Raw genomic sequence first — 12,868 nt, 5'->3', positions numbered from 1 at the left:
GAGTCGTCAGATACAATAGCGACTTCGAATTCAAATCAAATGTCTTATTTTATCTGGGTAGTCAAGCAGGATACAAACCTTCGCTGATTTCTTCAAACGTCCGTACCTGCTTGATTGAAAATGTATTTATTGATGAAATTTATTTCATCAGGCTGATATTGGTCATACCGCCGTCGGAAAGAATTTCGGTGCCAACGATAAAAGCTGAATCATCCGACGCTAAAAATACAGCAGCATTTCCGATGTCAGACGGGAGTCCTTGTCTACCCACGGGTGTAATATCGATCCAGAGTTGTTTGACCTGTTCCAATTGCTGCTGTGGTACAATTTTTTCAAAAACAGGGGTGTCAATAGAACCTGGGGAAAGTGCATTAACCCTAATTTTTCTTGGCAACAAATCCAGCGACAAGCCCTTGGCCAGGGATATGATAGCCGCTTTGGCTGCTGCATAAATGGCCATTCCCGGTGCAGCACGGTGTGCCGCGCTCGATCCGATAAGTATGATGGAAGCGCCATCATTTAAATGTGGAAGTGATTTTTGTACAGTGAAATACGCACTTTTCAAATTCAGATTCATATAGCGGTCATAATTTTCCTCTGTAACATTGTCTATGTCAGCCATTGGAACTCCGTCCACAATACCGCCGGCATTTACGACCAATATGTCAATTTTTCCAAATTGATCGGCGGTTTTTCTGAACACATTTTCCAGATCATCAATATTTGTAACATCACCTTCAATGCCGATGAAAGCATTACCCAGCGCGTTTACAGAACGGTCCAGGGTTGCCTTATTTCTTCCGGTAATCGTGCCGACTGCCCCTTCGTTTCTGAATGCTTCGGCAATGCCGAATCCAATACCGCTATTACCTCCTGTAATGACGGCCACCTTATTTTTTAGCTTACTCATTTTGTTAATCTTAAATTCATGAAAATTTAAATACCGTAAATGCCTCCCGACACGGAAATTTTTTCTCCCGTAATCCAGGCCGCCTCTTGGGAGGCCAGAAATACGGCTACTTTTGCAATATCTTCGGGTTGTCCGGTACGGCCAAGCGGTGTATTAGCAACTAATTTTGCTTCAAAATCACTGCCGATAAAACCCGCACTATGCGAGCCTTCCGTTTCGACTACGCCTGGCAAAATAGAATTGATACGGATATTTCTTCCACTAAATTCCTTGGATAAAGAAATCGTGATGGCATCTAAGGCTGCCTTGGTTGCAGAGTATACAGAGCCGGTCGGCAACGGTGTATTACTTGCGCCTGAACTAATGTTGATGATATTGCCACCCCTATCGCCAAACAGCTTTACAGATGCCCGGATGGTGAGCAAAGACCCCAAAACGTTGATGTTGAATTGCCGGTGAAAAGACTCCGCCGAGACCTGTTCAATTGGTTCGTACTGATAAATGCCTGCATTGTTTACCATAATATCCAGAGTGCCAAACGCATTTTTTGTCTCTTCAAACAGTCTGTTTACGTCGGCTTCTTTGGATACATCACCCTGCACTGAAATTGCTGTGCCACCTTTATCGGTTATGGCCTGTACCACTTTGTCCGCGTCTTGTTTACTTGACGCATAATTCACAACGACTTTTGCACCTTCCGCCGCAAAATATTTAGCAATAGCTGCGCCTATTCCCTTTGATGCACCTGTAACTATGGCTACTTTATTCTCTAATTTGCTCATCTTTCGACTAATTAATATTGAGCTGCAAAGTTAGATTATGTTTGTATGTTTTAGTAACTTTGTATCTAAAAGTAACAGTAACATCGGGGTAACAAAGTAACTTATGGAGTGCAAAAAAGACTTTCAGGTAGACCGCAAAAAGGAAATGATGGCTATCCATGATGCGATGGATGTGCTGAGCGGAAAATGGAAAATCTATATCATCTCATCGATCTGTCATTATAACAAGAGAAGATTTTCTGACATTTTGAATGATGTAGTCGGTATTTCCAATAAAATGCTGAGCAAGGAATTAAAGGAACTGGAAATAAATAAACTGGTCAAACGGACAGTTTTAGATACGCATCCTGTGACTGTTCAGTATGAGCTGACCAAACATGGCAAAACGCTGCAGACCATCATCAACAACCTGACTGATTGGGGGATTCAACACCGAAAGGAAATTATCGGGAGTGTGGGTTAAGCCAGAATATCTATGAACCAATAAATTTTTGGTTAGGCCGGCCTGAATGCCGGTTTATTTTCTATTGAAAGTTATGTGAGAGCTACATTCTTAGAGTAATCCAATCAAATCACCTTTTGAAAGTGATTTTAAAATCGAAGTATCTGTTTTTACCAGATCTGCCGCCAAATCTCTTTTCAAATCCTGCATTTTCATGATCTTTTCCTCAATCGTATCCGGACAGATCAAACGCACCGCAACCACATTTTTCTTCTGCCCGATCCGGTAACTTCTGTCAATAGCCTGGTTTTCAACGGCCGGATTCCACCACGGATCAATTAAGTAAACGTAGTCTGCTTCGGTCAGGTTAAGCCCTACACCTCCTGCTTTCAAACTGATCAAAAAGACACGGATATCGGCATTGTTTTGAAACGATTCTACTTTTTCTGCGCGGTTTCTTGTTTGTCCGGTCAGGTATTCGAAGGGGATATTTCTTGCAAGTAATTCTTTCTTGACCAGATCGAGCATCGTTACAAACTGTGAGAAAACAAGGATTTTGTGCTGCGGTGCCTTGGTTTCAATCTGTTCGATCAATACTTCGATTTTAGCCGAAGAATCTCCATAATATTCCTGATCGTTGATTAGCGAGGGCGAGTTGCAGATCTGCCGCAGCTTGGTAAGGCCAGCCAGAATATTCATGCTGTCGCGCGCCAGATCTCCTTCTTTTTTGGTAAGCAGGAAATTCCTGAATTCGTTTGAATAGGAATCGTATACTTTGCGCTGCTCGGCACCCATTTCACAATACAGGACCATTTCCGTTTTATCCGGCAGCTCGGTAGCGACCTGCTGTTTGGTTCTTCTAAGGATAAACGGATTCACCTTTTTCTGTAATTCCCTTGCCCGTTTGCTGTCTTCAAAGCGGTCAATAGGGATCGCGTAATGGTTTTTAAACTGGATTTTACTTCCCAGCAGACCCGGACAGGCAAACGAGAGTTGACCGTACAGATCGAAGGTATTGTTTTCAATCGGCGTACCCGTCAGTACAATTTTGTTTCTGGAATGAAGCAAACGGGCGGCTTTGTACCGCTGTGATTCCGGATTTTTTATAGCCTGGGATTCGTCCAGGAAAATGTAGTTGAAACGGTATTCCTTCAAAAATTTCACATCCGATAGCAGCGTGCCATAAGAAGTAAGGATGACCTCATACTGATCAAATTCGTTATGATCCTTAACCCGGTTTGACCCGTAAACCGTATGGATTTTAATGGATGGCGCAAATTTTTCCACCTCGGCCTGCCAGTTGAAAATCAGTGATGTAGGTACGATAATCAGGTTGGTGTTTTGATGGCCCTTGTCTCTTTGCGAGAGAATAAAGGCAATCACCTGGATCGTTTTTCCAAGACCCATATCGTCGGCCAGGCAGCCTCCGAAACCAAATTCGTCCAGAAAATTAAGCCAGTTCAGACCTTCCTTCTGATAGCCGCGAAGCGAAGCGTTCAGTGCCTGGGGAACTTCAACTGGTTTAATGGACTCGAAATCTTCGAATTTTGATTTGTAAAGTAATAACTCATTTTTGACGGGCTGACTAAGCAGCTCATCCTCATATAATTCCAGAACGCCCGAGAAATTAACCTTGGGTATTCTGATCTGCTCTCCGGCTATTTCTCCGGACTCAAAATATTTGGCAAATTTTACAATCCATTCTTCCGGTAAAATTCCCTCAGTGCCATCGCCCAGCTGTACAAACTTGCTTTTATTTCGGATCGATTTATGAAGATGCTTTAGCGTAACAGTTTCCTTACCAAACTTGACCTGGATACTGGTATTAAACCAGTCGGTTCCGCTATTGATTGTGACCGAAACCGTTGCTTTATTGGGGTTTAACTTATTGTTTGTTAATTCATTGAAGCCAAGTACGGTAATGTTCTGATTGCGCCACTCTTCAAAGGCATCCAGAAACCAGCCTTCGTCCAGAAATCTTTCCTTGCTCAGATAAAAATGATCCGTACCGAGCTGGTCATAAAAATCGGGATGCTGCCTGAGCAAAGTTGCCGTGAACTGTACTTCCAGATCATCGTCACGCTTGACAGTGAAAGGCCTTCCCTTGCTGTCCGTGGAATAAATCTGCTTTTTGGATAGCACCGGAATTTCGATGTTTCCGTAACGCATCACCGGCGTTATCAAAATATAATTGTCCAGATCCGAAAGGTAAATGATCTGCGCATTTTCTCTTTCAAAGCCATTTTCTTTCAGTTGAACCTGTGTTGCAGGCCTCAGATATGCATAAGTAACACGAATCTTGTCTTCAACCTTTGAAAGAATTGTCCGTTGAAATTCTTCAAACTTGCTGCCATGAACCAGAATTTTGTTATTGTTTTGTTTGAAAAAATCAATCACACGCAGCACGTCCGGATTTTCGATCAGGTGCATGGTATCATTGATCATCACAAAATAATTGTATCTGATGTTCAGGATTTCAAGTGCAAATGGCTTTCCATCGACAATAAGCTGACCGGAAACTTCATGGAATTTGTCTTTTACATCAACAAGTAAAGTCAGATCAATGGGCAAGGTCCGGATAATGACGGGCACCAGCGAGGCGGCTGAAATGCTTTCGGCAACCTTGGTGTCGTGGTAAAACACATCGAGTTTGAGCGGATTTTTTACGAGTGATTTCAAGCCATCAATATCGGAATCCGACTTTCCTGACCGGTACTGATTCTGGAATTTTGAGATACCCGTATAAAATTTAAGCTCTTCCGCGTTGTCGAGTTTCCAGATAAAATCCAGTGGATTAACGGAGCTCAGCGGGTTTTTTATTTTTCCATCGCGGGTGGTTTGTGCATCAAAAAGCTCGACGTAAAAATGATCATAATATTTATGCTGCCCGAAAACGATGATCATTTTCGAAACATCCTTTGAAGCAGCAGTTTTTGGTAAAAGCGGATTTTGCTTCGGAACCAGATTTTCCTTTAAATAAGTCTTGGTCGCGTCATTGACGGCAAAAAGGTGCTTTAACTTCGGTTTGATTTCAAAGGCCTTGTTGTTGGTATGTTCAAGATAGAAGTAATCGTCCAGATCACTTTCATTGTCAAGACCATAATCAATGGCAACGAGTTTTATCTGCGAAAAACGGAGTTTGTCATCGAAGAAAACCCGCAGGTCTTTTCTGTCCATGACATTATACAAAACCTGAACCTGATGTTCACACGGTGTTTTTTTTTCGGCGCTGCACGGACACGACAGCGTCAGGGAGTGTTCACTTTGTTTGACGGACACCACCAGGTCCATCGCTACGGATGGGATTGTGAAGGTGCCGAAATTGACCTCGATAACCTTGGGTTGAATATCAAAAAATCCCCGTCTGCTGGTTTCAGTCAGCGAGGAAGTGTAATTTAAAATGAAGGCGTGATTTAACGCTGAAACGTTAAAGTTTTCAAAAATATAATCGTTTCGGTGAAATTTTAACTCGCTGATCCGCTCGCTAATACCTGGTTTTTTCAGCATTCTTATAGATATTCCTGGGATTAAATATGTCTGGAAGCTTGGTTCCAATATGTGAAATTAAGTTTATTTGAAGGAATTATCAGCATGGTTGCCGCTTGCAGTCCTGCGAAATTTTCAGTTGGAGTCACGACAATAAACAACTTCTAAAATTGTTAAATAGGGGATGAAGCTGAGTTTTTGGCGTGGTATTACAGTAAAACTTGTTATGAAGAAATCATTTTTTAAGCTCTTTTTTAAGTCGTTAACATTTATATTTTTTGCTCTTTGTCAGCATACTTATGCTCAGCAAATTGATAGTTCTTCGGTTCCTGCGGCAGATTCGATCACCACTTTTCCGCCTGATACGCTGGTAACGCCTTCGGTTTTCAAACTTGATACGCTGAGTTACCGATTTATCGGGGATGGAAATTTTACCCGCGGTAATGTGAACCGCAGTCTGATGGTTCTGCGCGCGGAAGTCATCCTGACAGGCCCGGTGATCTCCATTGCGACCAATCCGAGATTTACCTATGGAAAGCAAAACGGGATTCTGGCAGAGCGGGATTCTTATGTGGATTTATTTATCGATGTTTTCAAGAAAAGAAAAACCTATGTTTTTGGTCTGGGGACTTTGGAGACAAGCAATTTGAGAGGTATTACCCTTCGGGCCATGGCGGGTGCCGGGATCGGTTACCGGGTTGTCAGTACCAGTAAAAACCGTTTGCTGCTTACCAATGCCATTGTTCATGAATCGACCAATTTCAGAGAGCTGCCCACAAAAAGCGTTCAGCGAAATTCATTCCGGGTAAAGGGAAAACACTCCTTCGCAAAAGACCGGTTCCGGATCAATCACATTACTTTTGTGCAGCCTGCCATTACTGATTTTTCAAACTTCCGCTGGAATACAGTCATATCGCTGGAATTTCCGGTCAACAAATGGGTTGTTTTAAGAACGAGTTATGAAAATTCCTACGAGAGCGTTGTGGAAGCATCCAGAAAAAGAGATGATTCAAGGTTAACGTTTGGTGTTTCAATTGGAAACAGGCAGTAAGTCGGTTGGATTTTTTATGCCGCTATCTACATCAGATTAAGAGTGCGTATATAGGTAAAGGGGTGGGTTATTATCAGGAACTTATCGTCGATAATTAGTTTTATTTCAGTTAAATAGGAAATAATATAAAATAAAAAAGAATCGCTGCGGATATTGAGTAAACAAGTATTCATGATGTATTTTCACTGTGAGACCACCATGCAATACATGTTTTATACTCAATTTGCTTCAAATGAAAAGTATCAGGATTCTTGTTTTCGCGTGTGTTGACGGGTCATGTCTTAAACTCACTGCAATTTTTGCCGCATCGTTGTTTTTGTTTGGGGTCAGGGCTTTTTCCCAGACACCGATCACCATCAGTGAAACCCCGACCAGGCATGGACCTGATAAAGGATCGTTGATTATTATTGGAGGCGGTGGTGCCACGCCGGAAATCTGGAATAAGTTTGTTGAACTGGCTGGCGGAAAAGAAAAAGCAAGGATTGTGGTCATCACGGCTGCTGCGGGTGATTCTGCTGCTTACAAAACCGATGGTGTAGAGCTTGTTAAGCGGGAAACAGGCATCAAAAACGTTACCATGCTGCATACCAATAGTCTGACCGAAGCCAATAGCGAGAAATTTGCAGCACCGATCAAGGAGGCTACCGGGATTTATTTTGTAGGAGGAAGGCAGTGGAGAATTGCCGACTCATATCTGAACACCTTAACGCACAAGGCTTTTCAGCAGGTGCTGGAAAGGGGAGGCGTGATATCGGGAACCTCTGCAGGAGCCAGTATTCAGGGCTCGTTTTTATGGAGAGGCGACACGAAAGGCGCGCATATCCTGGTGGGCGATCATACCCAGGGACTGGGATTTCTTAAAAACTCGGCCATTGATCAGCACCTGCTCCGCCGAAACCGTCAGTTTGATCTGATTGAGTTTATCCGTCAGTCGCCCGAGCTTATCGGTATCGGGCTGGATGAAGCCACAGCAATTGTCGTACAAAAAGATGTATTTGAGGTTATTGGCAGATCTTATGTCGCCGTTTATGATCACAATACAATCGTCTCGAAAAGAGAAAGACGTTTTTCTGATGGCAACGGCCCGGAAACAAATTATCAGGGACCATTTTTCTTTTTGAAGCAGGGACAAAAATATGATCTGAAAGAGCGAAAGGTATTGGAAGAACCTGCTAAAAAGGATTGACAATCATACAGGAATTTAAGGTATCCCAAAGAGCCGTCAACCAAATCAGGATGACGGCTCTTTATATTTTCAAAACGATTGATTGCGAAAAAAGTCTGAAAGCCGACCACCGATAACCGACCGCCATGTTAATGTTCCTTCACAATAAAATTTCCGTTCACTACTTCCAGGAAGTCAATTAGTATAGAGTTTTGATCATTGTTTTTCAGGTAAAATTTTATTTTTCTCAGAAAGTCATAAAGCGGTTCGCTGTATTTATGCCCGGTTTGCTCCTGGAATTCTTCGATTTTAAGATCGTTTCCCTTTTTTATCAATAAATGCAGGGCAATAAAAAAATAGGAAACCGGTAATTTGCTTCCTTCCAATAGCGTGCCGCTTTGCAGCGTGGTGCGAAACCTGCATTTCTTACACTGAAACTGCTGCTTGGACGATAACCAGTAATGGTCATTACAGCCACACTTTTTGCAGGCGATACCCTTTCTAAGGCGATATTCTTTAAACGCTTCGGCGGCTAAATCTTCATTCTTATAAGCATCGATAAGGTCTTTTGAAAGCATAATTTATAAGTTCTGAATTCCACTATGTGCCAAATTTACATACTTATTTTAATAAAAATATAAAGTCTATCGAATTAGTATATAAATAATTTTTGTGGTACAGTATCCGATTGACAAATCCATAAAATCTATTAAAACCATAGGACTTTGCGAAGAATTTTCTCTCTTATTTATGTTAAATTACAAAATAAAATTTCTGTTTTAGTAAACCTCTGTCGCTGAGTGTCAGAATTATTTGGATTGCAGCCTTTTCGGGCCAAGTGCCTGAAGACACGCTGTGGTAGACTCCCTGTTTTAGCCGATAGCTAAAAATGGATTCCTGTATGTTTGCATTACGGTTTCTAACAACTTAGATTACAGCCGTTTCGAATTATGGAGTTTATAATCTGTTAAATTAACAAATAAGCAAATGCCAAAATTAAACGAAAAGCAGACTGCACTTGGTGACGTAGCGGCCAGGCAGTTAGCCATCGCAACGCGTACCGTCCCTCAGATGGTGTCCATTACCCCGCGTTGGCTGACTCATTTATTAAACTGGATTCCTGTTGAGTCCGGCGTTTACCGTCTCAATAAAGTAAAAGAAGGCAGCGTGGCCGAAGTTGACTGTTCGGGCCGTGATGAGCGTGAGCTTCCGCATACTTTTATCGATTACGTTGAAAACCCGCGTGAGTACAATCTGAATGCGGTCAATACGGTTTTAGATGTGCATACCCGCGTTTCTGATCTTTACAGCAAACCTTACAACCAGATTAGTGAGCAGCTTCGTCTGACGATCGAAAGTATTAAAGAGCGCCAGGAAAGTGAGCTTATCAATAACGAAGAATACGGTCTTTTGGCGAGCATAGCTCCGTCACAGCGTATTTCTACACGCAACGGAGCACCGACTCCTGACGATCTTGATGAGTTGATCGCCAAAGTGTGGAAAGAACCTGGTTTCTTTTTATTGCATCCTAAGGCCATTGCTGCTTTCGGCCGTGAGTGTACGCGCAAAGGTGTACCACCTCCAACAGTTTCACTTTTCGGATCGCAGTTCATCACATGGAGAGGTATTCCGCTTTTCCCTTCTGATAAATTGCCGATTGAAAATGGCAAGACCAAGATCTTACTTCTGCGTACCGGCGAAAGCCGTCAGGGCGTGGTAGGTCTGTATCAGCCAGGCTTGCCGGGAGAGCAGTCTCCGGGCTTATCAGTACGTTTCATGGGTATTAATGACAAAGCCATTGCATCTTATCTTGTATCGCTGTATTGCTCACTGGCGGTATTGGTGGATGATGCGATTGCGGTACTTGAAGACGTAGAAATAGGAAACTATCATGAGTATAAATATTAATCAATTTCCCGCTGACGGAAATATTTCGGGATTGCCTGATGTGGCAGAACTTGAAAAACTCGCTAATGAGCTTTTCTCGTTGATGCCCAATGAGGTTCCGAAAGCCAATTTTTCTCCCGATCTGGCTGACCATCCAAGGTTGGAAAAATCATTGAACCTGGTTCATGACAGACTTCCTTCATTGTTTAGCAAAGGTGACGGGTTTAATGTGAGTGATCCGCAGACGAGTCTGCCGGACCCGCATTTCCCTGTCCAAAGCACACCGGTTTCGGGGTTTGGGGTATCGCCGTCGGGTGCTGAAAAGGTAAGTGAGGTAAATCTGAGTAGCCTGCAAACCGGCAGGCCCGATCAGATTACAACACAAACGGATCAGCCGGGACTGACACATGCGTCACCCTCGGTTGCCGGAAGCGGTGTTTCCCCCTCGGCTGTGCAGCATGGTAATGCTGTAAATCTGAGCGATCCGCAGACAAGTTTTCACGATCCGCATGTAGGCGTTCCCAAGGCTCCTGCCTCAAACGGACTGGGGCACGTGCCTCACTCGGTGGCTGGAAGCGGTATTTCTCCGTCTGTTATTCAAAACGGATCGACGAATGCTTATCCTTTTTCTGCCGAAACTGCCTTTGAGCCGGATGTACACAATCTCTGGACATCACTGAATACTTTTCAAAGTACACCACAGCTTCCGGCAAATCCGGGGCTGGGTGGTTCTCAGTATTACTTTTTATCCGGGGCAGGTTTCCAGGGAAATGATCCGTTTGCTTCAAATAACAATCATGGCTCACAGCTTGCCGGAAAATCTTTTCCACATATCCAAAACGGTGCGGGTGCCGCTCCGTTTGATGTGAACCTGATTAAAAGGGATTTTCCGATTTTGCAGGAAAGAGTAAATGGCAAACCGCTGATTTGGCTGGATAATGCGGCGACTACGCAAAAGCCAAAACAAGTGATTGATAGGATTACTTATTTTTACGAGCACGAAAATTCCAATATCCACCGTGCAGCGCATGAACTTGCCGCCCGCGCAACGGATGCTTACGAAAGTGCGCGCCAGAAGGTTCAGGTTTTTCTAAATGCGGGTTCTGTAAATGAGATCATTTTCGTGCGCGGGGCTACCGAGGCGATTAATCTTGTGGCAAAAACCTGGGGAGAACAAAACCTGACCGCGGGAGATGAGATCATTGTCAGCAATCTGGAACACCATGCCAACATTGTTCCCTGGCAACAACTTGCTGCAAAAAAAGGATTAAAACTCCGCGTTATCCCTGTGGATGACGACGGGCAGGTTTTGCTGGATGAATACGCCAAACTGTTAAATCCAAGAACAAAACTCGTTTCGTTTACGCAGGTATCCAATGCGCTCGGTACGGTAACGCCTGCAAAACGGATTGTCGAGATGGCGCATTCAGCCGGAGCTAAGGTACTTGTAGACGGTGCGCAATCTGTTTCACATTTGCGTTCGGACGTTCGTGCCCTGAACTGTGACTGGTTTGTTTTTTCAGGTCATAAGGTTTTCGGGCCAACGGGTATAGGCGTACTTTATGGAAAAGAGGATCTGTTAAATGAAACCCAGCCATGGCAGGGCGGAGGAAACATGATCCAGGATGTGACTTTTGAGCATACCAAATTTCATGACGCGCCTAATCGGTTTGAAGCAGGAACAGGTAATATTGCAGATGCGGTAGGTCTGGGTGCAGCGATCGATTACGTTAACAAGATCGGCATCGATGTGATCCATCAGTATGAGCATTATCTTCTGGTTTATGCAACCAATCTGATGAAGGACATTCCCGGCCTGCGCCTGATCGGTACAGCGCCCGATAAAGCATCGGTTCTTTCATTTGTTTTTGAAGGTTATAAAACAGAAGAGGTAGGTGCAGCGTTAAATCAGCAGGGCATTGCCGTACGCTCCGGGCATCATTGTGCACAGCCGATTTTGAGACGATTTGGTGTTGAAACCACGGTTCGTCCTTCTCTGGCGTTTTACAATACCTGCTCGGACGTAGACGTACTGGTGGAAACACTTTACCGTCTTCGTGGCGCACGCAGATAAAAGATCGAAAAATTCAGGATAAATTACCGAAGATAACCGGCTGGCTGTTCATTGTTTTTCTTAATTTTAACAGACAGCCGGTTGTCTTTTCACCATGATCGATGAACAAAATAACAAACACTCAGTCGTTAATTAACCTGCTGCGCAAAACCCACCATGCAGAGTGGGAGGCAACGCCATCGTCTCATGACGCAATTTCATGGCTCAATGACCTTGTTCAGTTTTTGTTCCCAAGTAATCATTTGCCCAAGAAATCATCCTATGAGGGGATTTTGAAGAAAAATCAGATTGATCTTGAAAATATTTTGCTGAGTTACCTGGAACCATCCGGGTTGGATATTGTAGGCGTGGTCAGTGAGTTTTACAATGCATTGGAAGGCATTTATCAGGATTTACGGCTTGATGCCAGCAAAATCTACGAATACGATCCGGCTGCCACCAGTGTGAATGAGGTAATTGTTTCTTACCCTGGGTTTTATGCAATCACAGTTTACCGCATTGCCAATAAACTTACCCAACTGAAAATACCGGTTTTACCAAGAATTGTCAGCGAGTATGCCCACGGAAAAACAGGCGTGGACATTCACCCGAATGCTTTGATCGGTGTTCCGTTTATGATCGATCATGGCACCGGAATCGTGATCGGTGAAACAACTGTTATTGGTAAAAACGTAAGTATTTATCAGGGCGTGACCCTGGGCGCCTTACAGGTTGCCAAAGATCTTGCTGATATTAAAAGACATCCGACTGTGGAAGATAACGTGATTATCTACGCCCGTACAACAATTTTGGGTGGAGATACGGTCATCGGCAGAAACAGTATCATCGGCGGAAGCGTATTTTTGACCAAAAGTATTGAGCCTTATTCACAGGTTTTCAATACGCACCAATTGCGGATCACGCCACGCGAAGTGGTCGCAGAAAGTAACACCAATAGCTTGTAACCCACTTTTTCGCAGTTTATCTACTTTATCACTTGTGGTAAAGTATGCGATTTGCTTAAATTCTATATATACTCTATGTAATTTATATAGTAATTTTATAAGCAGATTCCGCAACGTTAGGTGTTTC

The 12,868-nt window shown here is 43.4% G+C and carries 10 protein-coding genes; 6 read left to right on the top strand and 4 right to left on the bottom strand.

Annotation, left to right across the window (positions count from 1 at the left end; translation table 11 throughout):
- Positions 1–139: 139 nt before the first annotated feature.
- Together M1L62_RS00970 and M1L62_RS00965 are read right to left on the bottom strand one after the other, a co-directional pair.
- Positions 140–910, bottom strand: coding sequence for an SDR family oxidoreductase (locus M1L62_RS00970; protein WP_254411130.1), 771 nt, complete (start codon positions 908–910; stop codon positions 140–142).
- A gap of 26 nt (positions 911–936) precedes the next feature.
- Positions 937–1,692: an SDR family NAD(P)-dependent oxidoreductase gene (locus M1L62_RS00965; protein ID WP_254411129.1), complete on the bottom strand. Its 756-nt coding sequence runs from the start codon at positions 1,690–1,692 to the stop codon at positions 937–939.
- A gap of 103 nt (positions 1,693–1,795) precedes the next feature.
- On the opposite strand from M1L62_RS00965, the gene M1L62_RS00960 reads away from it, so the two are divergent.
- A complete protein-coding gene (locus tag M1L62_RS00960; protein ID WP_254411128.1) occupies positions 1,796–2,155 on the top strand; it encodes a winged helix-turn-helix transcriptional regulator in 360 nt (119 codons plus the stop codon).
- A gap of 90 nt (positions 2,156–2,245) precedes the next feature.
- Here M1L62_RS00960 and M1L62_RS00955 read toward each other — a convergent pair whose 3' ends face one another.
- Positions 2,246–5,641: a DEAD/DEAH box helicase gene (locus M1L62_RS00955; RefSeq protein WP_254411127.1), complete on the bottom strand. Its 3,396-nt coding sequence runs from the start codon at positions 5,639–5,641 to the stop codon at positions 2,246–2,248.
- Positions 5,642–5,846: 205 nt separating this feature from the next.
- Here M1L62_RS00955 and M1L62_RS00950 point away from each other — a divergent pair, with 205 nt between their 5' ends.
- Together M1L62_RS00950 and M1L62_RS00945 are read left to right on the top strand one after the other, a co-directional pair.
- On the top strand, positions 5,847–6,671 hold the full coding sequence (locus M1L62_RS00950; RefSeq protein WP_254411126.1) for a DUF481 domain-containing protein: 825 nt from the start codon (positions 5,847–5,849) through the stop codon (positions 6,669–6,671).
- Positions 6,672–6,903: 232 nt separating this feature from the next.
- A complete protein-coding gene (locus M1L62_RS00945; protein ID WP_254411125.1) occupies positions 6,904–7,857 on the top strand; it encodes a cyanophycinase in 954 nt (317 codons plus the stop codon).
- Between the two features lie 128 nt (positions 7,858–7,985).
- Here M1L62_RS00945 and M1L62_RS00940 read toward each other — a convergent pair whose 3' ends face one another.
- Positions 7,986–8,414, bottom strand: a complete 429-nt coding sequence (locus M1L62_RS00940) for a transposase (protein WP_254411124.1) — start codon at positions 8,412–8,414, stop codon at positions 7,986–7,988.
- Positions 8,415–8,823: 409 nt separating this feature from the next.
- Here M1L62_RS00940 and M1L62_RS00935 point away from each other — a divergent pair, with 409 nt between their 5' ends.
- The 3 genes from M1L62_RS00935 to M1L62_RS00925 all read left to right on the top strand — a co-directional run bounded on the left by M1L62_RS00935 (position 8,824) and on the right by M1L62_RS00925 (position 12,741).
- On the top strand, positions 8,824–9,744 hold the full coding sequence (locus M1L62_RS00935) for a family 2A encapsulin nanocompartment shell protein (RefSeq protein WP_254411123.1): 921 nt from the start codon (positions 8,824–8,826) through the stop codon (positions 9,742–9,744).
- Positions 9,728–11,797: a family 2A encapsulin nanocompartment cargo protein cysteine desulfurase gene (locus M1L62_RS00930; protein ID WP_254411122.1), complete on the top strand. Its 2,070-nt coding sequence runs from the start codon at positions 9,728–9,730 to the stop codon at positions 11,795–11,797. The genes M1L62_RS00935 and M1L62_RS00930 overlap by 17 nt, the downstream gene beginning before the upstream one ends.
- Before the next feature lie 101 nt (positions 11,798–11,898).
- Positions 11,899–12,741 carry a serine O-acetyltransferase gene (locus M1L62_RS00925; RefSeq protein WP_254411121.1) on the top strand — a complete coding sequence of 281 codons (843 nt, stop codon included), beginning with the start codon at positions 11,899–11,901 and terminating at the stop codon, positions 12,739–12,741.
- The last annotated feature ends 127 nt before the right edge of the window (positions 12,742–12,868 follow it).

The sequence above is a fragment of the Dyadobacter diqingensis genome (assembly GCF_024220585.1).
Taxonomy (GTDB): Bacteria; Bacteroidota; Bacteroidia; order Cytophagales; family Spirosomataceae; genus Dyadobacter; species Dyadobacter diqingensis.
The sequence above is the reverse complement of the archived record's forward strand: the minus strand, read 5'-3'. Positions and strand labels throughout refer to the sequence as shown.